General features: G+C 62.5%; 24 protein-coding genes and 1 tRNA gene. 17 read left to right on the top strand and 8 right to left on the bottom strand.

Features of this window, described 5'->3' with window-relative positions; translation table 11 throughout:
- Positions 1-118: 118 nt before the first annotated feature.
- The 3 genes from LUU92_RS10720 to LUU92_RS10710 all read left to right on the top strand — a co-directional run bounded on the left by LUU92_RS10720 (position 119) and on the right by LUU92_RS10710 (position 3614).
- Complete coding sequence (locus tag LUU92_RS10720) at positions 119-1495, top strand: aspartate aminotransferase family protein (RefSeq protein WP_071489615.1); 1377 nt, start codon at positions 119-121, stop codon at positions 1493-1495.
- Between the two features lie 15 nt (positions 1496-1510).
- Positions 1511-2965 (top strand): aldehyde dehydrogenase family protein, encoded by a 1455-nt coding sequence (locus LUU92_RS10715; RefSeq protein WP_092249855.1) that lies wholly within the window; start codon positions 1511-1513, stop codon positions 2963-2965.
- Between the two features lie 85 nt (positions 2966-3050).
- A complete protein-coding gene (locus LUU92_RS10710) occupies positions 3051-3614 on the top strand; it encodes a cytochrome b (RefSeq protein WP_222541431.1) in 564 nt (187 codons plus the stop codon).
- Between the two features lie 41 nt (positions 3615-3655).
- Here LUU92_RS10710 and LUU92_RS10705 read toward each other — a convergent pair whose 3' ends face one another.
- The gene (locus tag LUU92_RS10705) at positions 3656-4993 is read right to left on the bottom strand and encodes an alginate export family protein (RefSeq protein ID WP_257103581.1); all 1338 of its coding nucleotides are present in this window, start codon (positions 4991-4993) and stop codon (positions 3656-3658) included.
- 205 nt (positions 4994-5198) lie between these two features.
- Here LUU92_RS10705 and LUU92_RS10700 point away from each other — a divergent pair, with 205 nt between their 5' ends.
- The 12 genes from LUU92_RS10700 to LUU92_RS10645 all read left to right on the top strand — a co-directional run bounded on the left by LUU92_RS10700 (position 5199) and on the right by LUU92_RS10645 (position 14263).
- Positions 5199-5591 carry a DUF6152 family protein gene (locus LUU92_RS10700; RefSeq protein WP_071489618.1) on the top strand — a complete coding sequence of 131 codons (393 nt, stop codon included), beginning with the start codon at positions 5199-5201 and terminating at the stop codon, positions 5589-5591.
- 61 nt (positions 5592-5652) lie between these two features.
- Complete coding sequence (locus LUU92_RS10695) at positions 5653-6399, top strand: hypothetical protein (protein WP_071489619.1); 747 nt, start codon at positions 5653-5655, stop codon at positions 6397-6399.
- Between the two features lie 10 nt (positions 6400-6409).
- Positions 6410-7897 (top strand): alpha/beta hydrolase domain-containing protein, encoded by a 1488-nt coding sequence (locus tag LUU92_RS10690; protein WP_257103580.1) that lies wholly within the window; start codon positions 6410-6412, stop codon positions 7895-7897.
- A gap of 21 nt (positions 7898-7918) precedes the next feature.
- A complete protein-coding gene (locus tag LUU92_RS10685) occupies positions 7919-8395 on the top strand; it encodes a DUF6644 family protein (protein WP_257103579.1) in 477 nt (158 codons plus the stop codon).
- Between the two features lie 32 nt (positions 8396-8427).
- Positions 8428-8916 carry a DUF6644 family protein gene (locus tag LUU92_RS10680; RefSeq protein WP_071489621.1) on the top strand — a complete coding sequence of 163 codons (489 nt, stop codon included), beginning with the start codon at positions 8428-8430 and terminating at the stop codon, positions 8914-8916.
- Complete coding sequence (locus LUU92_RS10675) at positions 8916-9617, top strand: DUF6162 family protein (protein ID WP_257103578.1); 702 nt, start codon at positions 8916-8918, stop codon at positions 9615-9617. Before LUU92_RS10680 ends, LUU92_RS10675 begins: the two co-directional genes overlap by 1 nt.
- Positions 9614-10561 (top strand): metal ABC transporter solute-binding protein, Zn/Mn family, encoded by a 948-nt coding sequence (locus LUU92_RS10670; protein WP_071489623.1) that lies wholly within the window; start codon positions 9614-9616, stop codon positions 10559-10561. Before LUU92_RS10675 ends, LUU92_RS10670 begins: the two co-directional genes overlap by 4 nt.
- Positions 10561-11229 carry a metal ABC transporter ATP-binding protein gene (locus LUU92_RS10665; RefSeq protein WP_257103577.1) on the top strand — a complete coding sequence of 223 codons (669 nt, stop codon included), beginning with the start codon at positions 10561-10563 and terminating at the stop codon, positions 11227-11229. The genes LUU92_RS10670 and LUU92_RS10665 overlap by 1 nt, the downstream gene beginning before the upstream one ends.
- Positions 11226-12131 (top strand): metal ABC transporter permease, encoded by a 906-nt coding sequence (locus LUU92_RS10660; RefSeq protein WP_092249810.1) that lies wholly within the window; start codon positions 11226-11228, stop codon positions 12129-12131. Before LUU92_RS10665 ends, LUU92_RS10660 begins: the two co-directional genes overlap by 4 nt.
- On the top strand, positions 12128-13066 hold the full coding sequence (locus LUU92_RS10655; protein WP_257103576.1) for a metal ABC transporter solute-binding protein, Zn/Mn family: 939 nt from the start codon (positions 12128-12130) through the stop codon (positions 13064-13066). Before LUU92_RS10660 ends, LUU92_RS10655 begins: the two co-directional genes overlap by 4 nt.
- A gap of 13 nt (positions 13067-13079) precedes the next feature.
- Positions 13080-13403 (top strand): hypothetical protein, encoded by a 324-nt coding sequence (locus LUU92_RS10650; protein WP_071489626.1) that lies wholly within the window; start codon positions 13080-13082, stop codon positions 13401-13403.
- Positions 13404-13411: 8 nt separating this feature from the next.
- On the top strand, positions 13412-14263 hold the full coding sequence (locus LUU92_RS10645) for a DUF4198 domain-containing protein (RefSeq protein WP_071489627.1): 852 nt from the start codon (positions 13412-13414) through the stop codon (positions 14261-14263).
- On the opposite strand, the gene LUU92_RS10640 is transcribed toward LUU92_RS10645, so the two are convergent.
- A complete protein-coding gene (locus tag LUU92_RS10640) occupies positions 14257-15006 on the bottom strand; it encodes a creatininase family protein (protein ID WP_222541423.1) in 750 nt (249 codons plus the stop codon). The two genes, LUU92_RS10645 and LUU92_RS10640, sit on opposite strands and share 7 nt — an antisense overlap.
- A gap of 19 nt (positions 15007-15025) precedes the next feature.
- Positions 15026-16357 carry an MFS transporter gene (locus tag LUU92_RS10635; protein ID WP_257103575.1) on the bottom strand — a complete coding sequence of 444 codons (1332 nt, stop codon included), beginning with the start codon at positions 16355-16357 and terminating at the stop codon, positions 15026-15028.
- A gap of 137 nt (positions 16358-16494) precedes the next feature.
- Here LUU92_RS10635 and LUU92_RS10630 point away from each other — a divergent pair, with 137 nt between their 5' ends.
- Complete coding sequence (locus tag LUU92_RS10630; RefSeq protein WP_257103574.1) at positions 16495-17427, top strand: LysR family transcriptional regulator; 933 nt, start codon at positions 16495-16497, stop codon at positions 17425-17427.
- Here the strand turns inward: LUU92_RS10630 and LUU92_RS10625 are convergent.
- Positions 17412-18776, bottom strand: coding sequence for an ArnT family glycosyltransferase (locus LUU92_RS10625; protein WP_083351565.1), 1365 nt, complete (start codon positions 18774-18776; stop codon positions 17412-17414). The two genes, LUU92_RS10630 and LUU92_RS10625, sit on opposite strands and share 16 nt — an antisense overlap.
- 404 nt (positions 18777-19180) lie before the next feature.
- Positions 19181-20131 carry a LysR family transcriptional regulator gene (locus LUU92_RS10620; protein WP_093513780.1) on the bottom strand — a complete coding sequence of 317 codons (951 nt, stop codon included), beginning with the start codon at positions 20129-20131 and terminating at the stop codon, positions 19181-19183.
- 98 nt (positions 20132-20229) lie between these two features.
- On the opposite strand from LUU92_RS10620, the gene LUU92_RS10615 reads away from it, so the two are divergent.
- Entirely contained in the window at positions 20230-21444 is a 1215-nt protein-coding gene (locus LUU92_RS10615; protein WP_257103573.1) for an MFS transporter, read from the top strand.
- Positions 21445-21631: 187 nt separating this feature from the next.
- On the opposite strand, the gene LUU92_RS10610 is transcribed toward LUU92_RS10615, so the two are convergent.
- The 3 genes from LUU92_RS10610 to uvrC form a co-directional block, all read right to left on the bottom strand.
- Positions 21632-21707, bottom strand: a tRNA-Gly gene (locus LUU92_RS10610).
- A gap of 63 nt (positions 21708-21770) precedes the next feature.
- Positions 21771-22331 carry a CDP-diacylglycerol--glycerol-3-phosphate 3-phosphatidyltransferase gene (pgsA, locus tag LUU92_RS10605; RefSeq protein ID WP_003232771.1) on the bottom strand — a complete coding sequence of 187 codons (561 nt, stop codon included), beginning with the start codon at positions 22329-22331 and terminating at the stop codon, positions 21771-21773.
- A 32-nt stretch (positions 22332-22363) separates the two neighbouring features.
- On the bottom strand, positions 22364-24187 hold the full coding sequence (uvrC, locus tag LUU92_RS10600) for an excinuclease ABC subunit UvrC (protein WP_092249788.1): 1824 nt from the start codon (positions 24185-24187) through the stop codon (positions 22364-22366).
- Between the last annotated feature and the right edge of the window lies 1 nt (position 24188).

The following is a 24188-nucleotide window of genomic DNA, read 5'->3' as shown; positions in this document are numbered from 1 at the left end:
TGTGGGATAGCCGGCGGGCTGGAGCAGGCACGTGTATAGGTGCCGATTCGGGATACCGGTCAGGAACGCGCACCGGAGATGATCGGCACACGTAAATCGACCTGTCAGAGAGACCGTCATGAGTGAAGCCACACTAGAATCCCTGCACTTCGCGGATGCCCCGCGCATCCTCTCCAGCGCCCTGCCCGGCCCCAAGGCCAGCGAAGCCCTGGCGTTGTCGGCGCGCACCGAGTCGATGGCCCGTGGCGGCGGGCGCATGCCGGTGGCCATGGACCGCGCGTTCGGCGCAACCTTCAAGGACCCGGACGGCAATACCTACATTGACCTGTCCGCTGGCGTCGGCGTCAGCAGCGTGGGCCGTTGCCACCCCAAAGTGGTGCAGGCCATCCGCGAACAGTCCGAAGTGCTGATGCATGCCCTGGAAATCAACAGCACCCGGCGCACCGAGCTGGCCGCCAAGATGTCCGAGATCGCGCCGGACGGCTTGCGTGGTGACTGCATCACCTTTTTCACCCAAAGCGGCAGCGATGCACTGGAAGCCGCGATCAAGTTCGCCAAGCGCATCACCGGGCGGCACCAGATCATTGCTTTCCACGGCGGCTACCACGGCGTGTGGAACGCGTCGGGCGCGCTGACCACCGGCACTGCCTACCGCAAAGGCTACGGCGCGCAGATGGGCGGTGTGATTCACGCGCCCTACCCGTATGCCTACCGTTTCCCGTTCGACACCACCCACAAGAGCGCCGAGCAGATCGCCGGCGACTACGTGGACTACCTGCTGAACACGCCCTACACCGCCGCCGATGATGTGGCCGCAGTGATCGTGGAACCGGTACAGGGCGAAGGCGGCTACGTGCCGCCTTCGCCGGAGTTCCTGCAACTGCTGCGCAAGGCCTGCGACCGCAGCGGCACCTTGCTGATCGTCGATGAAGTGCAATCCGGCGCCGGGCGCACCGGCAAGATGTGGGCGGTGGAACACTCGGGCGTGAAACCGGACATGCTCACCTTCGGCAAAGGCATCGGCAGCGATCTGCCGATGGCCGGCCTGATCATGCGCTCGGACCTGGCGGCAAAGATTCCCGATGGCTCGATGCCCAACACGTTCGCCGCCAACTCGCTGTCGGCGGCCGTGGCGCTGACCAACATCAGCATCCTGCAGGACCCTGAACTGGACCTGCTCAACCGTGCCCATGCGCTGGGCCTGGAAGCCCAGGCCTACATTCGCGGCTTCAACAGCCCACTGGTCGGCGAAGTGCGCGGGCGCGGTTTGATGATCGGTATCGAATTGGTCGAAGACCCAGTCACCAAGGCGCCCCTGGCGGGTGAAAAGATCGGCCAGCTCATGGGCTACCTGCTCAACCACGGCGTGCTGATGATTCCCTGCGGTCGCTACAGCAACGTGATGCGCGTGATGCCGTCGCTGACCATCTCCCGTTCGCTGTTCTTCAAGGCACTGGACATCTTCGGCGACGCCCTGGCCGCCCTCAAGGCATGACTCATGGAGCGCAACATGACTGAACACTTGAATCACTTCATCGCCGGCGCGTCGCTTGAAGCCTCCGATGGACGCCGCATCGACCTTATCGATCCGGTCACGGAACAGGTCTACGCCCGTTCGGCACGCGGCACGGCCGACGACGTCAACCGCGCCGTGGGTGCTGCGCTCGAGCAACTCGAACGCGGCGCCTGGAGCCAACTCGACGGCGCCCAGCGTGGCCGGCTGCTGTCGAAACTGGCGGATCTGGTAGAGCGCGACAGCGAACGGCTCGCCGACCTGGACGCCAACGCCATCGGCCGCTCCCCCATCGAGCCGCGCCGCATGGACCTGCCCAATGCGATCGCCCACCTGCGCGCCGCCGCCGGCTGGGCCAACCAGCTCGAAGGACGCACCATCCCCACCGGCGGCTACTTCGGCACCCGCACCCTCTCGTACACCGTGCGTGAGCCGGTGGGGGTGGTCGGCGCTATCGTGCCGTGGAACTCGCCATTGATGATCACGGTCTGGAAGCTCGCCGCGTTGCTGGCGGCAGGCTGCACCGTGGTGGTCAAGCCATCGGAAGAGACCCCGCAGTCGGCCCTGCACCTGGCGGCGCTGGCGCAGGAAGCGGGTTTCCCGGACGGTGTGATCAACGTGGTCACAGGCTACGGCGCCGAAGTGGGCCGCGCCCTGTGCGAACACCCACACGTCGCCAAGATCAGCTTCACCGGCAGCCCCGAGGCCGGCCGCGAGATCCAGCGCACTGCCGGCGTGCTGTTCAAGCGCGTGGCCCTGGAACTGGGCGGCAAGAGCCCGCAGATTGTCTTCGACGACGCCTCCTTCGATGACGCCTTGCGCGGTTGTGCCCTTGGCCTGTTCGCCAACCAGGGCCAGGTGTGTGCGGCCGGTTCGCGCATCCTCGTCCAGCGCAGCCTCGCCGAGCGCTTCGGCGCGGCGCTGGCCGAAGCGGCCCAGGCGGTCAACGTGGGCGACCCGCGCCAGCCCGGCGTACAGATGGGGCCAGTGGCCAAGAAAGCGCAGTTCGATCGCGTCAACCGCTACATCCAGCTGGGCATCGACCAGGGCGCTACGCTGCTGGCCGGCGGCGTGTCCACCCCTGCACGCGGCTGGTTCGTGCGCCCGACGATCTTCGCCAACGCCCGCAACGACATGGCGATTGCCCAGGACGAGATCTTCGGCCCGGTGGGCACGCTGATCCCCTTCGACACGGAAGACGAGGCCATCGCGCTGGCCAACGACTCCACCTATGGCCTCGCCGCCACGGTGTGGACCACCGACCTGGTGCGTGCGCACCGTGTCGCCGCAGCGGTGAAAGCCGGCGCGGTGGGCATCAACTGCTGGAGCCCGCTGGACGCCAACCTGCCCTGGGGCGGCGTCAAGACCAGCGGAATCGGACGTGAAGGCGGCTTCAGTGGCGCGCTGGCCTACACCGAAGAGAAGGTGATCACCGTACTGATGCCCGGCTGAGCCAGCGCACTGAGCGAGCCACCCTCGATATCGCCAGGGTGGCTCACTCAACGGTGCATTTTTGATGATCGTTGGAGAGACCGTGATGAACCCAGAAAACCCAACCATAATCGATCGTTATCCAACATCCCTGCGCCTGCTGCACTGGGTGCGCGCTGTGCTCGTCGTCGGCCTGCTGTGGGCCGGCTGGCACATGACCGGTATGAATGATGAAGTGGCGAGCAAATTCGAGCTCTATTACCCCTGGCACAAATCCTTTGGGGTGCTGGCGTTCCTGCTGGTGTTGACACAGATCGCCGTGCGCTCGCGCACTCCGAATATTCCGCAACCGCTGCAAACCCTGGAACGCTACGAACAGGTGTTATCCCGACTGACCCAACGTGCGATGTATGCGCTGTTGGTGATCGTGCCGCTGATGGGCTACTCCATGTCGAGCACCTTCACCATGAGCGACGGTGTGTTCTTTTTCGGGGTCAACCTGCCCGAGTTGTTGCCGAAGAATGACGACTGGTTCGTGGTGTTCCAATGGCTGCACAAAACACTCGCCTATACCCTGCTGGTGCTGATCGTGTTGCACATCGCAGGGGCGCTCAAGCACCGCTTCTACGACAAAGACCCGCGCAACGACGTGCTGCGCCGCATGCTCTGAAACAACCAGGCGTCGGCGCCAGGCGCCGACGCCCTTCCCTTCTAGAACGTCACCCAGACAATGAACTGCATGTAGGTGTTGGTCGACGCACTGCCACTTTGCAGACCGCCATTGCCCAACCACTTCTCGGGTTTGTAGAAGCCGATCAGCGGTGACAGCGTGATGTTATCCGTCACCATCCAGTCCAGGAACAGGTCGACCTCGCGGGCGCTGAAATCCCGCTCCTGCTTGCGGGAAAGCTGGTGGTAATCGAAGGCCATCGCATTGAGGGTCAATGTATCGGTGGGCCGGACGGAGAGCAGCACATCGTTGATCCGCATGTTCGAGGTCACGGAACCGGCGTAATTCGTCGCTATCTCACCTTGGTAGCGTTTGCGGAAGCCACCCTGGAACAGGAAATCCCAGCCTTCGGAATAACGCGAATAGCGATAACTCACGGTCGGCTGCCATTTGACGTCGGCGAAGGTATAGCCCGCGTCGAAGAACATCGCCCGCTGCGAGCCGGAACGCTTTTCCTGGCGCGCCACTTCGAAGGCAAAGTCGGCATTCTCGATCCCGGCATTACCCTGCCCGCGCAGGCTGTAGATGTTCATGCCCTTGCGCTCGAGCCGATCACCGAAGGCGTAGCGCTCCTCCACATCCAGGCCGCGAACGTAGGTAGAGCCGATCGAGCCGAGGGGCGTTGTGTAGTCAATCGTGGCCGCCGCCACTTCGGTCTTGGACTGTCCGGGGTTATCCGATTTCAGCCAGATCAGGCTGCCGTGAAGGCCATCCTTGCCACCCAGCTTGAGCACCGCCGTGTTGCCGAACGCCAGGCGCTGGCCCAGGTAGAACGCGCCGCCACGGTTGAAGCGCCCGTCACGCACACCCTCGATGGGGCTGAAGGCATTGCCGGGGTTGAAGCCATCGTCGGTGATCAGGAAACCGTCCACCGTCACCAGCTGGCGGCCGAAGGAAAAGTCGACGCCGTCCTGGCCCAGGACGGGCACCAGGTCACCTGAGCGCCAGCCCAGGAAGGCATCTTCCACCGCGGTGCGGCGCTCGTTGCCGGCAGTGATCGCACCGGTGTCGCCATCGCCCCAGGTGCCGGAGCTGAGCAGGCTGAACCCGCCGTAGACCGACCCGGCGATGAGCTTGTCCGTCGAGCCGTTGAGGCCATATTTGGCATAGCCTTCCTGCCAACGCATGCTGCCGGGCGCCTTCTGCGGGTCGCCGAGGTAGTTGCGGGTGCTGCCGAACCAGCCAAAGCCGGCGCCCAGTTCCGCGTTCAGCAGCGTGCCGCCGTCGTCTTCGTTATAGAGCGTGTAGGCGTGGGCCTGCGGCTCGAAGGCACAGAGTGCAACCAGCGAAAGCAGGGGGGCATAGGGGGGGGTGCGCATGACGTCTCTCCTGTTTTTATATTTATGAGGCGAGACACGAGTGTTCCGATTGCGGCGTGCAGGCGGTAACCCAAATCAGCATGTGCGGGGCTGCTCAAAACATTCCCCCCTCCTCCCTCATTGGTTGCCGTTTTGGGCTACGGCCCGAGAACGCCATCCCCCTATGCTGGGCCCATAAGAACCATAAAAAACCGAGGCACCCGTCATGAGCGTTTCATCCCCCTCCCCGCTGTTCCGTCAGGCGCTGTGTCTGCTGACTCTCACTGCCTGCAGCGTGCTGTCGTCGGTCGCCACCGCCCACCATTCGTTCGCCTTGTTCGACCAGACCCGCACGGTCACGGTCAAGGGCGTGGTGGAGCGCTTCGCCTGGACCAACCCCCACATCACCCTTTACCTCGATGCCGACGGGCCGCCGCCCCAGCGCTACAAGATCGAGACCGGCAGCGTCAACGCCTTGCAACGCACCGGCTGGAGCGCGGACTCGATCAAGGCCGGCGACATCGCCGAGGTGTCCTTCAAGCCCCTGAAAAACGGTGAACCCGGCGGGCTCCTTGTCGAGATCAAGATCGGCGACGTGGTGCTCTCGGGCGGCGGATAGATCGCCCCTGCCCTGCGCCACGACATCCGAACTGCATCGATCCGCCGCGTGGAGACACCCCATGAAACCGACACGAACCTTGCTCGCCCTGGCCGTGGTCCTCGTGACCTGCGCCGGCATCGGCAACGCCGCGACAACACCGAATAAACACCGCCCCGACATCAGCGGCACCTGGGAAAGAACCCCGGACGACTGGTTCGGCGAGAACCCGGACGACCCTGTGCACCCGGGCGGGCCGATGGACCTCAAGGCGCCCTACGCCGCCGAATACGCCGCACTCAAGAAGAAACAGGCGGCGGCCAACGAAGCCGGGACGCCGCTGGCCACCACCAGCTCACGGTGCCTGCCCGAGGGCATGCCGACACTGATGGCGGCGCTGTTCCCGATCCAGATCATCCACGACGACCAGGACGTGATCGTGCTCGGCGAGTACCTGCAACAGGTCCGCCGCATCCGCTTGAACCAGGCCATGCCGCCCAAGGAAAAGCTCGACCCGCTCTACCAGGGCCATTCCCGTGGGCACTGGGAAGGCGACACCCTGGTGGTGGAGACCCAGCGGGTGCGTACGGATGTGCGGTTCTATGACGTGCCCCATGGCCCGGACATGAAGATCACCGAACGCATCCGCCTGCGCGGGCCGGACCGCCTGGAAGACCAGGTGCTGATCGAAGACCCGCAGGTGCTTGCCACGCCCTATCGCTTCACCTTCGAGTACAAACGCTCCAGCTACGCCATCCAGGAGTACGTCTGCGAAAACAACCAGATCGTGATCGACAGCGAGGGCAAGGCGTCCCTCAGCCTTGAGTGAGGTTGACCGCATGGAACGCTCGATAATCCTCGGCTGCATGCTGCTATCGCTGGCCCTCACGGCAAACGCGTGGGCAGAAGTGCCACGCATGCCCACGGCGATTGCCATCCCGCCGTCGGGCCAGTTGCCGCTGTCGTCGGCCAGGCGTCCCGGCACCGAATACAGCGACCTCGACAGGTACGGCTACACCGAGGAAGAGTTTTACCTGCAAGGCGTCGCCCCGGCCATTACCGCCGCGGGTCAAACCCTGCTGGAGGCGCCTTACACCACGCGCATCCTGGTGCGTAAGCCAATGGACCCGGCGCGGTTCAACGGCACCGTGGTGATCGAGCCGTTCAGTTGGTTCGGCGAGCGCGGTGCCGGCTGGATCCTGACCCGTGACTACCTGCTGCGGCGCGGCTATGCGTTTGTCGGGTACACCCTGAACCTCAACCAGCCGGCCGTTGATCCGAAGTTCATCGCGGACACCCCGGCGGCCGAGGCCGATGGGATTACCCAGTACGGGCGGATCGTGAACTTCGAGTTCATGCGCCGCTTCGACTTCGCACGGTACGCGCCGCTGGGTACCTATTACGACCCGCAACGTTTCACCCGGGGCAACGCGCCCGACCCGTTCGTGCCGCAATCCCAGGGCATCGGCGCGCAACTCGCGTTGCTGCTCAAGACCCCGGCGACACAAGGTCCACTGGCCGGCTTCGCCGTACAGCGCGTGTATGTGAACAGCTGGGCGGTGACCGCCCAGGTCTGGATGGACTACCTCGACCAGGGCCGCCACCAGCAATGGCGCATGCCCGACGACACACCACTGATCGATGCCTACATGACCGGCCGCATGGCCTATGGCGAAGTCGGTGGCGACGTGATCCGGCTGCCACGCCGGATGCCCGAGGGCGTGCCGTTCGTGACCGTCTACAGCCAGTCCGAACTGATGCATGACGTGCTCGAAGGCATCCCCCTGCCGCCGGACACCGACAGCCCGCAGGTGCGCTACTACGAAGTCACCGGCATGCCCCACCTGCGCCTGGCCGACCTCGGCACGCAGCATACCGAACGGTTCGCCGCCGATGTCGGCAAGGGCGACGACCCACGTTGCCAGACGCTGTACGACGAACCGGTGGAACTGGTGGTGTCGGCGCTGCTCGAGCGCATGGATCAATGGGTGCGCGAGGGCACCCCCATGCCCCGTGCGTCCCGGGTGGTGCGTGACGGCAAAGCCGCTGCGCGCGCGCCCTCCACCGGCAACCTGCTGGGCGGCGTGCGCCCGCCGTGGGTGCAGGTGCCCAGCGCGACTTACCTCACCGACCAGGAGACCGGCTGCGGGCTGATCTACGACACCAAGGTGCCTTATGCGAAGGACGTGCTTGGCCGGCGCTATGGAAACTTCAACCGCTACGCCCAGAAATTCGAAGAGGCCAAGGCCCAGTCGGTCAAGGAAGGCTACCTGCTTCCAGACGATGCGGCGGGCCTGCGCCCGATCGCCACGCCCCAAGACTTCTAACCCCACGAGGAAGGTACGCCGATGTCATCGTCACTCATCATTGCCTGGCTCTATGCGACGCCCTTGAGCACCGCCATCCGTGACGTCCTCTGGGTCATCCCCACGGTCCAGAGCATTCATATCATCGCCATCACCGTGCTGTTCGGCTCGGCGCTGGTCAGCGACCTGCGCCTGGCCGGGGTGCTCGCCACGGACGAGCCCTTGCGGGTTGTGGTGCGCCGCTACTACCCGTGGATGCGCAACGCCCTCATGGTCCTGCTCTTCACCGGGCTGATCATGATCATCGCCGAGCCCGACCGGGTACTCGTCAACACCACGTTCTGGCTGAAGATGGTCCTGGTGGTGACGGCGTTCACCCTGACGTTACTCCTGCGGCGCCCACTGCTGCGAGCCCCCGATGAGCGCGAAAAGCGCCCCATCAAGGCACTGGCCTGGCTGTCGATCGGCCTGTGGTGCGCGGTGATCATTTGCGGTCGCTGGATCGCCTACACGATCTAAGCGTTTTCAACCCAAGCCTTGAGGTACTCGCCATGGACATCCAACCGCTGCTGCAAACCCTCCAGGACACTCCCGTCGCCGCGTTCATCCGTGAGTCGGGCTCGGTCTTCCCATTGCTTGAATCGGTGCATGTGATCGGCATCGCCATCGTCTACGGCACCATCGCCGTGGTGGACCTGCGCCTGCTGGGCGTGGCCTCCCATCGGCGCAGTGCGCTGAAGCTGATCCAGGATCTGCTGCCCTACACCTGGGTCGCGTTCGTGGTGTGCGTGATGACCGGCCTGCTGATGTTCTGCGCCAATGGCACGACCTATGTGCAGAACACCGCGTTCCTGTGGAAGATGGGCCTGCTGGTGCTGGCCGGGCTGAACATGGGGGTGTTCCACCTGGGCGCCTTTCGCCGCATCGGCGAATGGGACACCACGCTACCGCCGCCCAGCCAGGCACGCGTGGCGGGTTTCAGTTCACTGGCGCTGTGGGCAGGGGTGATTTTCCTCGGCCGCTGGATTGCGTTTCTCTGATGGCCAGCCTGAGCGATGCAATCACGGTGGTGCGCCCGCGCTCCGGGCGCTGGGAGTCGCTGGCACTGCTGCTGGCGACCCTGGCCGTGATCGCCGGCGTGGCCGGCTATGTGGCCCTGCGCCCGCAGAAAGCCGGCCCGCCCATCCCCTTGAGCTGGCAGGTGCGCTCCTTCGACGGTCTGGGCGCAGTCGACCAGGCGATCCATAGCGCGCTGTTGCCGGCCGGCGAGGAAATCATCTGGTTCAACAACGACACTGGCGGCTGGATCACCTTGGAGCATGCGCAAAAGCTGCTGTTGCCGCCTTTCTACCGCGATGGTTTCTGGAAGACCCATGGCGAGGTGCAATGGCAGTTGATTTTGCCGGGTACCCACCAGGCCCACGGGCTTTCCGGCGACGCCCATGCACCGGCGGATCCGAGCGCCAACCAGGTGTCGCAAGCCACCCAGGGCCAGGGTGCCACGGTGTACTACGGCGCTGGCGGCCGCGCCACGGGCCAGAGCGCCTACCTGCTGGTCATCGGTCACGCCCACGCCGGTGTGATGTGGGCCAACCAAGCGACGATCTGGGTCCATCCCGACCCGAACGCGCCCTACCCTGGCATCGTCAAGCCCGAGTCGCTGGTCGGCGATGGCTGGCGCCAGGTCATTCCATACGACGGCGCCAGCGAAGTCGAACGTGTCAAAGGAACCCAGCCATGACTACCGCTACCCAACGCCCGTCACGGTGGCGCAGATGCCTTGCGCTGTTGATGCTGATGCCTGTGGTTGCACTCGCAGGCACCGCGACCGCCTCGGGCAAACCGCTCAGGATCGGCGTCACGCTCCACCCCTACTACAGTTTCGTGGCGAACATCGTCGGTGACCGGGCGCAGGTCATTGCGCTGATCCCGCCCGAGGCGAACCCGCACAACTACCAGCCGCAACCCGACGACATCACCCGGGCGATGAACCTGGATGTGCTGGTGGTCAACGGCATCGGCCACGATGAATGGGCTTTCCAGATCGTAAAGGCCGCCGGGCGCACGGCGACGTTGCCGATCATCCAGGCCAATGCATCGGTGGCCCTGATTCCCATCGCGGGCGACCAGAGCGGGGTCAAGGTGGTCAACCCACACACGTTCGTGTCCACCACCGCGGCGATCCAGCAGGTGTTCGAGATCGCCCGCCGGCTGGGCGAACTGGACCCGGACAACGCAGCGACGTACCGCCACAACGCCCTGGCGTATGCCGCGCGGATCCGCGAGTTGCGCGCGCGCTTCATGACCCGCTTCGCCGCGCTGGACCTGTCGGCGTTCCGCTGCGCGACCACCCATGCCGGCTACGACTACCTGATGCAGGAGTTCGGCCTGTTCGTCAGCGCGGTGATTGAACCACGCCATGGCGTGGCCCCGACGGCACGCCAGTTGGCCAACACCATCGAGGCCATCAAGCGCGCCAACGTGCGCGTACTGTTTGCCGAGAAGAACTTCTCCCTCGACCTGGCCAAACCGATCGAAGCCGCCACCGGCGTGAAGGTCTTCGCGCTGTCGCACATCACCGGCAACGCCTATAGCGCGGACGAGTTCGAGGTGGCCATGGCCGAGAACCTCGAAACCCTGGCCCAGGCCATTGAGTTCACCCAGCCAGCCAGGAGCACCCCGTGATGCATGGACCTGCCATCGTGTTTGACAACGTGTCCCTGCAACTGGGCGGCACCCGGGTGCTCGATGCCGTGAGTTTCCGGGTCGAGGCCGGCGCCCTGCATTGTCTGGTCGGCCCCAACGGCGGCGGCAAGACTTCACTGGTGCGCACACTGCTGGGCCAGATGCCGCATTCGGGGTCGGTACGGCTGGAGGGCGAGATCACCACGCCACTGGGCTATGTCCCGCAGCTGCTGGACTTCGACCGCAATGTGCCGATGACCGTCAACGACGTGATGGCCATGCTCGGCCAACGCCGACCGGCCTTCCTGGGTTCCAGCCGCGCAGCCAAGGCACTCAGGGCTGCGGCCCTCGCGCGTACCGGCGTGGCGGCGATGGGCGCGAAACCCTTCGGCAGTCTGTCCGGAGGCCAGCGCCAGCGTGTGTTGCTGGCCCAGGCGATCAGCCCGGTGCCTTGGCTGTTGATCCTCGACGAGCCGACCGCCGGCATCGATGAACCCGGCGTGCGCCTGGTGGAGGCGTTGGTCGCCGAACTGCACGACCGAGGCGTCACCATCCTGTGGATCAACCACGACCTTGAACAAGTGAGGCGCGTTGCGCAATCGGTCACGGTGATTAATCAACGGGTGTCGTTCCATGGCAGCCCCGCCCAATGGGAGAACGTGCGATGAACGCGCTGTACGACTTCATTCGCGAGCACCTCCAGGCGCTCGCTGCGACGGGCGTGCTGCCGCAACCCTTCGAGTACGAGTTCGTGATCAACGCATTGCTCTGCGCGGTGCTGATCGGGCCGCTGCTGGGCGTGCTCGGCTCGATGGTAATGATCAAGCGCATGGCATTCTTCAGCCAATCGGTGGGCAACGCAGCGATGACCGGCGTGGCCATTGGCGTGCTGATCGGCGAGTCCTACACCTCGCCTTACTTTTCGATGTTCGGCTTCTGCCTGCTGTTCGCCCTGACGCTCAAGTACACCCAGCATCGCACCACGCTGGCCAATGACACGCTGATCGGCGTGTTCCTGTCGATCTCGCTGGCAATGGGCGCCTCGCTGCTGCTGTTCGTGTCGGCGAAGATCAACACCCATGTGATGGAGAGCGTGCTGTTCGGCTCCATCCTGGCGGTGGACCACACCGACATGAACGTGTTGCTGGTAGTCACCGCGATCTGCGCGCTGATCGGGCTGCCGCTGTACAACGGCATGCTGCTGGCCAGCCTCAACCCAAGCCTGGCCCATGCGCGCGGCGTGCGGGTGCGCAGCGTCGACTACCTGTTCGTGGTGCTGGTCACCCTGGTCACAGTGGCCTGCCTGAAAATCATCGGCGCCGTGCTCGTCGAAGCGCTGTTGCTGATACCGGCAGCGGCGGCCCGCAACATCAGCCATTCACTGCCGGCACTGGTAACCCGCGCCGTGTTGATCGCGACGTTTTCCTGCGTGGTCGGCATCCTGGCGCCGATGCAGTTCCACATTCCCGTGCCCACGGGCGGCGCCATCGTGATCGTTGCGGCACTGGTGTTCGTCGTCACCACCGTCATTCGGGCGACCACGGCCCGGTTCAGAGGGGCCAGCGTATGAAATGGCTGAATGCTACGTGCCGCCCAAGACTGGCGCTGTTGGCGGTACTGCTGGGCAGCCCGTTGCTGGCCCAGGCGGACCAGGTGCTGGTGGCGTTGCCGGCGCTGTATGCACTCACCTCGGCACTCGGCGACGGCACTCGCCTTGAGGTGGTGCGTGTGCCGCCAGATGCGGCGGTGTCCCTGCAAAGCCAGGCCAATGCGCTGTCACGCCTGGACGCCAGTGTGTTCGAGCAGGCGACGGCGGTGGTCACCTTGAGCAGCCTGTGGCGCGCCGATCCTTTGTATGCCGCGGCCCGTCGCCACAACCTGCGGATCGTCGAGATCGACGCGTCACATTCCTGGGACGCCATCAAGCCCGGCGTGGCCGTGGCCCGCGTGCCGCCAAACGACGTGCCCTGGGCGGGCGCGCAAGTGGCCGACGACGGCCTGTCACCCTATGCCTGGCTCGGCCCCGTCAACGCCATGCGCATGTCGGCGCTGATCGCGGCCGACCTGGAACGCTTGTCTCCCGTAGACGCGCCACGCATAGAGCGCAACCTCACCGCACTCGACAGCCGCTTGCGCCGACTGAAGGCCGACTACGGCGCCCGGCTGCTGGCGGTGCCGGACCTGCGCGTGCTGTCGTTGGCCGACGAATTCATCTACCTGTTCGGCGAGTTCGGCATTTATGTCGACGGCTGGTTCGTACGGCAGGACATCGATTGGAGCGACGCTGACTGTGCTGCGCTGACCCGCTACCTGCGCGAGCGTGACATTCGCGTCGTCGTGCACAAGTGGGCGCCGGACGCCAGGATCGCCAAGGCCATCGAAGACGGTGGCGCACGCCTGGTGCTCCTGGACACCGGCGCCGATGCAAGCAACGGCTACGAGGCCCTGCTGAGTTCGAACCTGGACGCCTTGCTGGCGGCCTTCGCCCCCCTGCAACACCCTTGACTGTGGAGCGCTCATGAAACCCTTGGGTCCAACCCGTTTGATACTGATGACAGCAGCCCTGTCGTGCTGCCAGGCGGCCTTCGCCCATGGCCCGGTGTTCGACTGCTACCTCGAACACGATGACCAGGTGAAATGCGAGGCCGGCTACACCGACGGCAGCTCCGCCGTCGGGAGAAAAATCCGTGTCCAGGATGCCCGCAACAAGCTGCTGCTCGAAGGCAGCATCGGCGCGGACAACACCTATACGTTCCAGGCCCCCGCAGGCGACTACACCGTGTTGTTCCTGGGTGGCGACAACCATGACGCGACCATCCAGTCCGCCGACATTTCCAGGTGAAACAGACCATGACCTTCACACGACGACTGTTCCAAACCCTCGCCGGCGCCACTTTCGGCTGCGTGGCCTGTGCCGCCCAGGCCCACTTCCAGATGCTCTACGTCGAAGACACGGCGCCACAGCGCGGGGATAAGCTGGAGTTTGCGCTGGTGTTCACCCACCCCTTTTCCGGCGGCCCCACCCTGGTGATGGACAAGCCCCGGGCGTTCAGCCAGGTGAGCGCCCACGGCAGCAAGACCATCGACCTACGCCAATACCTGCGGCCGGTGCAGTGGCAGAGCCGCGACAATCAGGCGACGGCCTATCGTGCTTCAATCCCGCGGGAGTTGATGCGCTCGCTGGGCGACCATATTTTCGTCCTCGAACCCGAACCCTACCTGGAAGCCGAGGAAGGCCTGTACATCCAACAGTTCACCAAGCTGATCGTCAACGTCGGCGGCGTCCCCGGCGACTGGGCCGAGCCGCAGGGCTTGCCGGTGGAGATCCAGCCGCTGAGCAAACCCTACGCAAACTGGACGGGTGGCGTGTTCCGCGCCGTGGTACTGGCCGATGGCAAACCGGTGCCATTCGCCGAAGTCGAAATCGAATACCTCAACCATGCCGTCGATATCGAGCAGAACAGCTTCGGCCAGGCAGCCTACGTCACCGCGCCGCAAGCTTCATTCAACGCTCAGAGCACCTACGCGGACGCCCAGGGCATCGTGACCCTGGGCCTGCCCCGCGCCGGTTGGTGGGGCATTGCCGCGCTCGACATCGGCGCGACCAAGACCCACAAGGGCAAGCCGCTGTCGCAGGATGCGGTGTTGTGGGTGCAGGCCAGGGACATGGTGCCCGGCAAGGACTCAGGTATCGCTCATTGAACTATTGGCTCGCGACTGAACGCCTCGACTTCGCGAATCAAGCCCTGTGCCGCCATCATCACCAGGTCTCGCCCTTTCTCCGGCGAGGCCTGCGCCGGGTCCGAGCCCATGCGCCCATCGACGTGGCGGGCGCGGAAGTCGAAGGCCTCGCGGATCGGTCCCCACGGCGCGATCCGGGGTGAGTAGTCGGCGGTCTTGATCGAGTCCGGGTAGGCCCATTGGGTCACGGCGATCTCGGACGGCGTGGCATGGATGCCGTGGCCGGTGGGGAACTGCGCCTTGGCCAGTTCGCCCACGCCTTCCAGGTCCCACCAGTTGCATAACTTCAGGGCGAACCCCGCCGGGCGACGGGCAAAGCTGGCTTCGGCATACAGCTCGGAAAACGCCGCTTCAATGGACGCGACGTTGCCGCCATGGCCATTGAGAAACAGGATCTTTTCAAAGCCATGGGCCGCCAGCGAATGCACCCAATCGCTGATCGCGGCAATGAACGTCGAGGGCCGCAATGAGATCGTGCCGGGGAAGCCGATATGGTGCTGGGCCATGCCGATATTGAAGGTCGGCGCGATCAGGATATCGGCGCTTTTTTGCGCCTGACACGCAATGATCTCGGGGCACATCCAGTCGGTGCCGAGCAGCCCGGTCGGCCCGTGCTGTTCGTTGGAGCCGATGGGGATGACAATGGTGCGGCTGCGCTCGAGAAAGTGGCCGATCTCGGCCCAGGTCGACAGGTATAGAAGCATCTTGGGTTCCTCAGGGTGTTCAATGATGGCGGGCCACTCGACCCGTGCTGTATTCGCCCGCCGAGCCGGTGCGCGCTCGCGGTTTGGTCGCGATGATCACGAACGCCGCGCACAGGAACACGCAGCCCACGGCTACGACCCCCGTGTTCAAGCTGCCCGTGGCGGTTTTGGCCCAGCCGATCATGGCCGGGCCCCAGAAACCACCGGACAGGCCGATGGTGTTGATCAAGGCAATGCCGCCTGCGGCCGCGTCGCCCTTGATGTGCTCGGAGGGCATCGCCCACAACACGGTGTAGGCCATGAACATCATGCTGATCGACAGGATCAGCAGGGTCATCGACCCCACCAGGTGGCCGCCCGCCAGGGGATAGAGCATCAGCAGGAGCGCACCGGTGGCCGCCGGGACGGCGCAGTGCAGCCGGCGCTCGCCCAGGCGGTCCGAACGGCGCCCGATCCAGTACATGCCCAGTGCCGCCCCGACATAGGGCATGGCGGCATACCAGCCCACTTGCTGGGTGTCTTGCAGGCCCAGGGTCTTGATGATCGCCGGCAGCCAGAAACTCATGGCGTAGATCGAGAAGATGATGCAGAAGTACGCCGAAGCCAGGACATACAGCTTAGGGTCGCGCAGTACCGCACGGAACGAATGGCTGCGGGCATTCGCCGTGCCCAGTTCGGTTTCCAGCAGCTGTTTTTCCGCCTCATTCAGCCAAGGCGCATCGGCGGGCCGGTCGGACAGCACGCAGTACATGAGCACGCCGAGCAATACACAGGGCAAGCCTTCAATCAAAAACATCCATTGCCAGCCGGCCAGACCGCCGACACCGGCAAGCGTGGTGATGAGCCAGGCCGACAAGGGTCCGCCCAGAATGCCGCCCATGGGGCCGGCGATAAACACAACGGCAATCGCCCGCGCCATGCGGTTCGGGCCGTACCAACGCGACAGGTAATAGATCATGCCGGGAGCGAACCCGGCTTCGAATACGCCGAGCAGAAAACGCATCGCATAGAACGTCGGCACGTCCCGTACAAACAACATGCACGCCGAGGTAATACCCCACAGCACAAGGATCCTGCTAAAGGTTTTACGCGCACCGATGCGGGGCAGCATCAGGGTGCTGGGCAGTTCGAACAGCACGTAGCCGATAAAGAAAATCCCCGCGCCGGCGCCGTAGGCAGCATCGGACAAGCCCAGGTCACTTTGCATCTGCAGCTTGGCAAAGCCTACGTTGATGCGGTCCAGGTACGCAAAGACATAGCCGATGAACAACAGCGGCAACAGCCGCCAGTTGAGCTTGTGGTAGAGGGCAGAAATGGCTGCACTTTCTGCCGGCGCCAGGGAGGTTGGCATACGAGTCTCCAGTTGTTTTTGTGGGTCTGCGTACTTGCCAATTCAGGGTGCGCCGGCCCACGATAAGCAGCAAGAGCAACTAAGTTCACTTAGCGTTGCTCTGTAGGCAACACAACTTCTGGAGCGGGTCATCCTTCATGCGTGAGATCAATCAACAACGTCTTCGCTACTTCCACGAAGTGCTGGTGCACGGTTCGATCAGGGGGGCGGCGGACAGCATCAACACCTCGCCCTCGGTGATCACCCGCCAGATCAAGCTGCTGGAAGAGGAATTGGGCGCCAAGCTGTTCGAGCGCCAGGCCCGTGGCGTTCAGCCCACCGAGGCGGCGGCGCATCTGCTGGAGTTCTGGCGCGGCTATCGCTCGCACCAGGAAAAACTCGAAGACCAGTTGCAAGCCATCAAGGGCCTGCAGCAAGGCCATGTGCGGGTGGTGATCAGCGAAGGCTATGTGGATGCGCTGGTCGACAACGTGCTCGCGCCTTTCAGCAAGCAATACCCCAGGCTTGAAGTCACCCTGGACATCCTGCCGGTGGACGATGTGCTCAACGAAGTCGCCGAAAACCGTGCGCATATCGGCCTGGCCTATAACCCGCCGCCCCATCCACACATCGACTACCGCGCCGCCTCGCTGCAGCCGGTGATGTTGCTGGTGCGTCCCGATCATCCGCTGGCAGTGCGCGGCACCATGGTGACCGTGACGGAGGTGTTGGAATGCCCATTGGTGCTGACGCCGACCACATTTGGTATTGGCCATGCCATCACCCTGCTGGAATACGCCGAGAAGATCGAAGTACGCCCGACCCTGGTCAGCAACTCCCTGGCGGCACTCAAGCGCCTGGTTGCCACTGGCGGCTTTGCCTCGCTGGCCGGGGAGTTCGCGGCCTATCGAGAAATTGAAAACGGCGAGCTGGCGTCGGTGCTGATCGACCATCCGCTGTTGCTGGGGGTGGAGGCCAAGCTGTTGGTGAAGGCCTCAAGACCGCTGGCGGCACCCGCTCAGGAATTGTTGACGTGGATGCTGGAGCGGTTGCCGATGTTTTGCATGCCCACTGTTCACCAGAACCAATAAGGCAGGAATTTAGGCGTCGGCTCATGGGCCAACTCCAGATGGTAAGTAACGCAATTGAAGAAAAACATATCCAGTATGAGAAAGGTGACAGCCCCGAAAGAAAAGATGACGAACTCACGATGGGGATGCCCGTGAAAACGTGATTCCAACCAGGGCCGCACGGCGACTAGCGTAATCAGACCCAGGCAGGCACCGAGGTAGTTGGGCTGCAGCGGGGTCACCGCATACAAGCTGTACCCATAGGCAAGTAACAGCATCACGAGGCCTATCAGCGGCAACTCCAGGCAGAACCCAAGCAGTTTTTTCCGGGTGTTTGCAAACATTTCACTGCGGTCCACGAAGACATAGGCCGCCAACAACGAAATAGCTGGCGTGATCGACAGTATGTAACGCGCCTTTTTCGAACTTGGAATCGTGAACAGCACAATGATCACAAGGAGCCAGCCGGTGAGGTACAGGAGCATGTTCGTGGCGGCATGAGGCGTACTGTCGAAAAAGTGTTTGCCCTTCCTGATGATCACACTCACTGCAATCAAGGCGGTGACACCGTAGGTCAGCAAGCCTGCCGAAAAGTAGAAGTAATAACGGGGCGCGTGATCACTGCCGAACCGCCCGAGTCCTTGCATGATCAAAACCTCTTGCAGAAAAGCATCGCCGCCCTGCACATAGGCCGCCCAGGTCAGCACCGCGATACCCGTGGCCAGGACCAGGCCCGCCAATAATGAGAACACCACCAGCATGCGCCACTGCCGGCTCAACAGGTAATAAGAGGCGACGACACTGGCAGGTCCGATCAGGCCGATCGGGCCACGAAACGCAAAGCCCAGTGCCAGGCCCGCGAGTACCAGCGGCAACCGATAACGCTGTTGGTGCACCTCGCCCGCGTAGGCCAGGTAAAAGCACACCACCGTAAAAAGTGCCGGGTACACATCCAGCGCCAGGGAGTTCACGCCGTCCAGAAATGACCAGGTGAACAGCGCAAACACCACCCCGTAGGCGCCCCACTTCTTCTCATGCAAAGCCCCCAATTTATAAATGAACACCAACATCAACGCGGCAGCGACGCAAAAAGGCACGCCCATCGACAGAATGGAGACACGGCCAAACGGCAAGGACACCAGATAAACCAGGAGTGTATTGATCACCGTGTAATCGGGGTAAGGCTGCAGATCTTCGGCGATTGGAAACAGCGTGACGCCGTGCGCAAGCATATATTGGGCAAAGTCGACAAAGCGCGTGGTGTAATTGAGCACGGCGGGCTTGTATTGCAAGACAGCCAATAGAATAAACGCGACGACAAAAATAAATGAACAGGGCTTTTTTACAGCCACTTCCTTTAGCTTATTCATACGACCTTGCCGTCCCTGAAAAAAGCGCAGACTAGCACTTTGCTTTTCAGGCGTTCCAGATTGGAAAAGTGAAGAGTTGTAAAGGCCGCAAACTGTATTCATTCAACCCGGCAACTCGCCGTGGCATTCTGAACATTCGCTGAACATGCGTTAAAAAAATGCGAAGTCAGCCTAAGAAAAACTTCAACTGAATTTAATTTAGCGCCTTGTTGTGTGCGTCATGTGAAGAGGCACCAAGGAATAGTTTTATAAACAATCCGGTCACCTTGAAAAATAAGCAGTCCGTGCAAAAATTCGGAACAAGAGCAAAAAGCAAGGGTAGACACCCGGTGGTACATCAATCAGTTATCCGCACATCAACTCCCTGTTCTCCCCCTCAATCCCTCCTCGTAAGATCGCGTGGCTTACAGCCTCCTGGCATCAGGCATTTCAAGGCCTGACAACAACTGATCGGTTGCGCAATCGAACTGTTCGATAAGGAAGTCCAGCAATACACGCACGCGGGGAACCCGGTAACGGTTGCCATGTAGCACCGCGTAGACGCCGGCCTCTGGGACACAAAAGTCAGGCAACAGGACGTTCAGTCGTCCAGCACAGATATCGGCTGCCGCATCCCAGATGGTCTTGCGTGCAATGCCATGCCCGGCCAACGCCCATGCACGCGCGAGTGCGCCATCATTGGTTTCCCATGCCTGGCTCATAGGTACGGTGTAGTTCCATGCCTGACCGTCCACCACAAAGTGAAAGGTGTTCAAGGGCCCTGCGCCAGTCACCAGCACGATGAACTTGTGGTTAACCAGGTCAGCAGGGGTCTGCGGTTCGCCGTATCGCGCCAGATAGTCAGGCGAAGCGCACAGTACTCGCCAGTTGGGCGCCAACTGCCTGGCGATCATCGAGCTTTCATGTGGCTGCCCAAACCGGATTGCCAGATCAATATCGTCCTGCAGCAGATTCGACACCGAATCCGACAACGTCAGCGCAACGGACAGTTCCGGGTGCAACTTACTGAATGCCTCAAGCCAGTCATTCAAAAGATTGCGGCCAAAATCGGCAGACGCGGATATCCGTACCTTGCCACGCACCTCAGTTTGACTGGCTTGAAGCCCCGCTTCCGCCTCATCAATCGCCCGCAATGCGACCCAGCATTGCTGCAAGTAAAACCGACCTTCTTCCGTAAGGCGCAACTGACGCGTTGTGCGATCAAACAATTTGGTGCGCAGCGCCGCCTCAAGCTTGATAAGGCGCGCGCTGGCCGCGGCTGGCGACAGCGCCAGTTTGCGCCCTGCGGCAGACAGGCTGCCGAGTGCTGCCGCCTCGACAAACAAACGCATATCACCCAATCGGTCAGTGGCCATATTCAATTCAAATTTGATAGCTCATCAAATATTAAGCCAATTATCAAATCGTAGGCAATTCATCACACTCATGCCTCCTCTCCCATTGAGCACAAGTCATGACCGGCAAATCACAGGTTGAAAATGGCTCTTTCACAACATCGAGCAATATCGAACACCTCACTACCGAGGGTCTCCCACTGACGGCCCTGTTGGCGCTGACATTGGGTAGCTTTATCGCCACCGCCAACGAAACGGTGCCGGCAGGACTTTTGCCGCAAATCGCCGAAGCATTTGGTGTGTCGCAAGCATGGGCCGGTCAGATGGTGACGCTGTGTGCACTGGGCTCAGGGTTGGCGGCTATTCCTTTGACGCTCGCGTTGCAGGGTTGGCGTCGGCGCGGGGTGCTGTTACTGGCGGTCGGGGTGTTTTGCGCCTGCAATGCGGTGACCGCCCTGTCGCCCTGGTTTGCATTGACGCTGGCGGCTCGCTTCATGGTGGGTATTGCAACCGGTCTGGCCTGGAGCCTGCTGGCCGGCTACGCCAGACGGTTGGTCACCCCACCACTGCAAGGTCGCGCTATGGCGCTGGCCATGCTCGGTATCCCTCTGGCACTTGCCCTGGGCGTACCGCTGGGTGCCTGGCTCGGCAAACTGCTGGGATGGCGATGCGTGTTCGGGACGCTCTCAGGACTCAGCCTTTTGCTGATGGCCTGGATCTATCTGAAAGTACCTGATTACCCCGGACAACACGCCGATCGACGCCTGCCGCTGCGCAGGGTCTTGCAAACCCCGGGGGTGCGGCCGGTACTGGCGGTGGTCATGGTCTGGATCCTGGCCCATTACACCTTCTATACCTATATTGCTGCGTTCCTGGCTTCTGTTGGCTTGGCCGATCAGGTTGATCAGGGCCTCCTTGCATTCGGTATTGCGGCCTTGTTCGGTCTATGGATGATCGGCACGCTGATTGATGGCAGGCTTCGTAGCCTGGTACTGCTCAGCCTGACAGCATTCACCCTGGTGTCGTTTGTCCTTGGGCTGGGTGACCTGCCCGCCAGTGCGATCTACATCAGCATGGTCTTGTGGGGGATGAGCTTCGGTGGCGCGCCAACCTTACTGCAAACCGCCTTGGCTGAAGTTGCCGGAGACGGCGCTGACATTGCGCAATCGATGCTGGTCACCGTCTTTAACCTGGCGTTTGCAGGCAGCGGTGTGATCGGTGGCGTTCTCTTGGAAACCTGGGGGGCAAGCGCTATTCCCTGGGTAGCGCTGGCGTTGTTGCTGCCGGCGCTGATGATGGTCTCGGTGGCCAAGAGGCATGCTTTCAGGCGTTGACCGTTGAGCTGTGCTAACAATCGGCAATCGAGACTGGCCGAATGGCGGACACAACTCTGCACCAAATGAGTCCATTTGCCCGTGCACGTCGATAAAAATCAAAGTCACGAAAAAAGAGGACGAAGCGCCCAGCCAGTAAATTGCAGGCAAAAAAAAGCCACTCGTTAGAGTGGCTTTTTTTTGTGTTTGGAGCGGGAAACGAGACTCGAACTCGCGACCCCGACCTTGGCAAGGTCGTGCTCTACCAACTGAGCTATTCCCGCGTCTTGGTGATGCGCATTCTATAGAATTATCAGAACCGGTCAACCCCTTGATTCGAAAATGTTTTATTTCTTTTCAACGGTGGTGCGCAGATGCGGCCAGGCAGCGCGCAGGTACTGGAGCATGGACCACAAGGTCAGGCCGGCGGCGATGAGCAGCAGGGCGTAGCCGGTCAACACCCAGAAGGAGAAGTCCGACGGGTTGGCCAGCAGGATCACCAGCGCGAGCATCTGCGCGGCGGTTTTCCATTTGCCCATGTTGGAGACAGCGACGTGGGCGCGGGCACCGATTTCGGCCATCCATTCGCGCAGTGCGGACACCACGATTTCGCGGCCGATGATCACGGCGGCCGGCAGGGTCAGCCACAGGTTGCCGTGTTCCTGCACCAGCAGGACCAGGGCGACGGCCACCATGAGTTTGTCCGCTACCGGGTCGAGGAACGCGCCAAACGGCGTGCTCTGTTCCAGGCGACGGGCCAGGTAGCCGTCGAGCCAGTCGGTGGCAGCCGCGAAGGCAAAGACGGAGCTGGAGGCCGCATAGCTCCATTCGTACGGCAAATAAAACAACAGGATGAAAATAGGAATAAGCAGGACGCGTAGAACGGTGATCAGATTAGGGATATTCATCGGCACAACTGGCTACGAGGTGGAAAGGCATTCTATTCGCTGTGCAGATTCGCATAAATCAACTCAGCGAGCTTTTTACTGATACCGGGAGCTTTGGCTATTTCGTCAATGCTGGCACGGGATAGCTCCTGCAAGCCACCAAAATGTTTAAGCAAGTCGCGTCGCCGTGTCGGCCCGACGCCCGCCACCCCTTCCAGGGTTGAGGTTCGCCGGGTTTTGCCGCGTCGGGCGCGGTGACCGGTAATGGCGAAACGGTGCGCCTCATCGCGGATCTGCTGGATCAGGTGCAACGCCGGTGAGTCGCCCTTCAAAGTGAACTCATGGGCGGCATCATTCAAGTACAACGTCTCGAAACCGGCCTTGCGCGTAGCGCCCTTGGCCACGCCGAGCAGGATCAGGTCGGGCACCGCCAGTTCGTTGAGTACGTCGCGGGCCATGGACAGCTGGCCCTTGCCACCGTCCACCAGGAGGATATCCGGCAGTTTGCCCTCGCCGTCCTTCAACTTGCTGAAACGCCGGGTCAGGGCCTGGTGCATGGCTGCGTAGTCATCGCCGGCGGTGACGCCTTCGATGTTGTAGCGACGGTAATCGGCTTTGATCGGCCCTTCCGGCCCGAACACCACGCAGGACGCCACCGTGGCTTCGCCACTGGAGTGGCTGATGTCGTAACACTCCAGGCGCTGCGGCGGCTCGTCTAGGTTGAGGACTTCGGCCAGGGCGTCGAAGCGTGCGGCGACGTGCTGTCGATTGGCCAGGCGTGCGCCCAGGGCCTGCTCGGCATTGGTCACGGCCAGTTGCTGCCAACGGGCTCGCGTGCCGCGTACGCGATGGCTGATGTCCAGCTCGCGACCGCGCAATTCGTGGATGGCCTCGATCAGCGTGGGGAAGTCTTCGTGCACCACGTTGACGATCAGCTCCGACGGCAGGTCGCGCTCCGGGCTGCTCACGTAGTACTGGCCCAGGAAGGCCGCCATGACCTCAGCCACGTCTTCGTCGATACCGGTCTGCGGGAAGAAGTTCTTGCTGCCCAATACCCGCCCGCCCCGCACGCTGATAAGGTGCACGCAGGCACCGCCCGGGTTGACGAAGGCGGCGATCACATCGACGTCACCGGTACCGCCTTCCATGCTCTGCTGGTCCTGCACGCGGCGCAGCAGGGAGATCTGGTCGCGCAGTTCGGCGGCCTTTTCGAAATCCAGGGTGCTGGCCGCCTGCTCCATGGCGCCGGAGAGTTCGTCGGTGAGGGCATTGCTGCGCCCTTCGAGAAACATCACCGAGTGACGCACATCCTCGGCGTACTCGGCCGGCTCCACCAGGCCCACACAGGGTGCCTTGCAGCGCTTGATCTGGTATTGCAGGCACGGCCGGGTGCGGTTCTTGTAGAAGCTGTCTTCGCACTGGCGCACAAAAAAGGTCTTTTGCAGCAGGCTCAGGCTTTCGCGGATCGCGCCGGCGCTGGGATAGGGCCCGAAATACTTGCCCTTCTGCTTCTTCGCGCCTCGGTGAATGCTCAGGCGTGGGAAGTTGCCGTCGGATAAAAACACGTAGGGGTAGGACTTATCATCGCGCAGCAGAATGTTGTAAGGCGGCCGCCATTCCTTGATCAGCGTCTGCTCAAGCAGCAGTGCTTCGGTTTCATTGGCGGTGATGGTGGTTTCGACCTGGGCGATGCGCGCCACCAACGCGGCGGTTTTCGGCGCGAGACCGCTCTTGCGAAAGTAGCTCGCCAGGCGGTTCTTCAGGTTCTTGGCTTTGCCGACATACAGCAGGCGCGCCTCGCTGTCGAACATGCGGTACACGCCGGGACGGCCACTGCAGGTCGAGAGGAAGGCACTGGGATCAAACGGTGTGGTCATG

Source organism: Pseudomonas extremorientalis (genome assembly GCF_024584605.1).
Taxonomy (GTDB): domain Bacteria; phylum Pseudomonadota; class Gammaproteobacteria; order Pseudomonadales; family Pseudomonadaceae; genus Aquipseudomonas; species Aquipseudomonas extremorientalis.
This window is presented reverse-complemented; position numbering and strand designations above follow the sequence as displayed.

What these genes read in the sequence shown, in the direction of transcription:
- pgsA (WP_003232771.1), bottom strand. Translation starts at nt 22,331, where the DNA reads ATGAATATCCCTAATCTGATCACCGTTCTACGCGTCCTGCTTATTCCT.
- LUU92_RS10670 (WP_071489623.1), top strand. Translation starts at nt 9,614, where the DNA reads ATGACTACCGCTACCCAACGCCCGTCACGGTGGCGCAGATGCCTTGCG.
- LUU92_RS10630 (WP_257103574.1), top strand. Translation starts at nt 16,495, where the DNA reads ATGCGTGAGATCAATCAACAACGTCTTCGCTACTTCCACGAAGTGCTG.
- LUU92_RS10715 (WP_092249855.1), top strand. Translation starts at nt 1,511, where the DNA reads ATGACTGAACACTTGAATCACTTCATCGCCGGCGCGTCGCTTGAAGCC.
- LUU92_RS10685 (WP_257103579.1), top strand. Translation starts at nt 7,919, where the DNA reads ATGTCATCGTCACTCATCATTGCCTGGCTCTATGCGACGCCCTTGAGC.
- LUU92_RS10620 (WP_093513780.1), bottom strand. Translation starts at nt 20,131, where the DNA reads ATGGCCACTGACCGATTGGGTGATATGCGTTTGTTTGTCGAGGCGGCA.
- LUU92_RS10690 (WP_257103580.1), top strand. Translation starts at nt 6,410, where the DNA reads ATGGAACGCTCGATAATCCTCGGCTGCATGCTGCTATCGCTGGCCCTC.
- uvrC (WP_092249788.1), bottom strand. Translation starts at nt 24,187, where the DNA reads ATGACCACACCGTTTGATCCCAGTGCCTTCCTCTCGACCTGCAGTGGC.
- LUU92_RS10665 (WP_257103577.1), top strand. Translation starts at nt 10,561, where the DNA reads ATGCATGGACCTGCCATCGTGTTTGACAACGTGTCCCTGCAACTGGGC.
- LUU92_RS10640 (WP_222541423.1), bottom strand. Translation starts at nt 15,006, where the DNA reads ATGCTTCTATACCTGTCGACCTGGGCCGAGATCGGCCACTTTCTCGAG.
- LUU92_RS10645 (WP_071489627.1), top strand. Translation starts at nt 13,412, where the DNA reads ATGACCTTCACACGACGACTGTTCCAAACCCTCGCCGGCGCCACTTTC.
- LUU92_RS10695 (WP_071489619.1), top strand. Translation starts at nt 5,653, where the DNA reads ATGAAACCGACACGAACCTTGCTCGCCCTGGCCGTGGTCCTCGTGACC.
- LUU92_RS10720 (WP_071489615.1), top strand. Translation starts at nt 119, where the DNA reads ATGAGTGAAGCCACACTAGAATCCCTGCACTTCGCGGATGCCCCGCGC.
- LUU92_RS10700 (WP_071489618.1), top strand. Translation starts at nt 5,199, where the DNA reads ATGAGCGTTTCATCCCCCTCCCCGCTGTTCCGTCAGGCGCTGTGTCTG.
- LUU92_RS10655 (WP_257103576.1), top strand. Translation starts at nt 12,128, where the DNA reads ATGAAATGGCTGAATGCTACGTGCCGCCCAAGACTGGCGCTGTTGGCG.
- LUU92_RS10625 (WP_083351565.1), bottom strand. Translation starts at nt 18,776, where the DNA reads ATGAATAAGCTAAAGGAAGTGGCTGTAAAAAAGCCCTGTTCATTTATT.
- LUU92_RS10615 (WP_257103573.1), top strand. Translation starts at nt 20,230, where the DNA reads ATGACCGGCAAATCACAGGTTGAAAATGGCTCTTTCACAACATCGAGC.
- LUU92_RS10675 (WP_257103578.1), top strand. Translation starts at nt 8,916, where the DNA reads ATGGCCAGCCTGAGCGATGCAATCACGGTGGTGCGCCCGCGCTCCGGG.
- LUU92_RS10635 (WP_257103575.1), bottom strand. Translation starts at nt 16,357, where the DNA reads ATGCCAACCTCCCTGGCGCCGGCAGAAAGTGCAGCCATTTCTGCCCTC.
- LUU92_RS10650 (WP_071489626.1), top strand. Translation starts at nt 13,080, where the DNA reads ATGAAACCCTTGGGTCCAACCCGTTTGATACTGATGACAGCAGCCCTG.
- LUU92_RS10705 (WP_257103581.1), bottom strand. Translation starts at nt 4,993, where the DNA reads ATGCGCACCCCCCCCTATGCCCCCCTGCTTTCGCTGGTTGCACTCTGT.
- LUU92_RS10660 (WP_092249810.1), top strand. Translation starts at nt 11,226, where the DNA reads ATGAACGCGCTGTACGACTTCATTCGCGAGCACCTCCAGGCGCTCGCT.
- LUU92_RS10680 (WP_071489621.1), top strand. Translation starts at nt 8,428, where the DNA reads ATGGACATCCAACCGCTGCTGCAAACCCTCCAGGACACTCCCGTCGCC.
- LUU92_RS10710 (WP_222541431.1), top strand. Translation starts at nt 3,051, where the DNA reads ATGAACCCAGAAAACCCAACCATAATCGATCGTTATCCAACATCCCTG.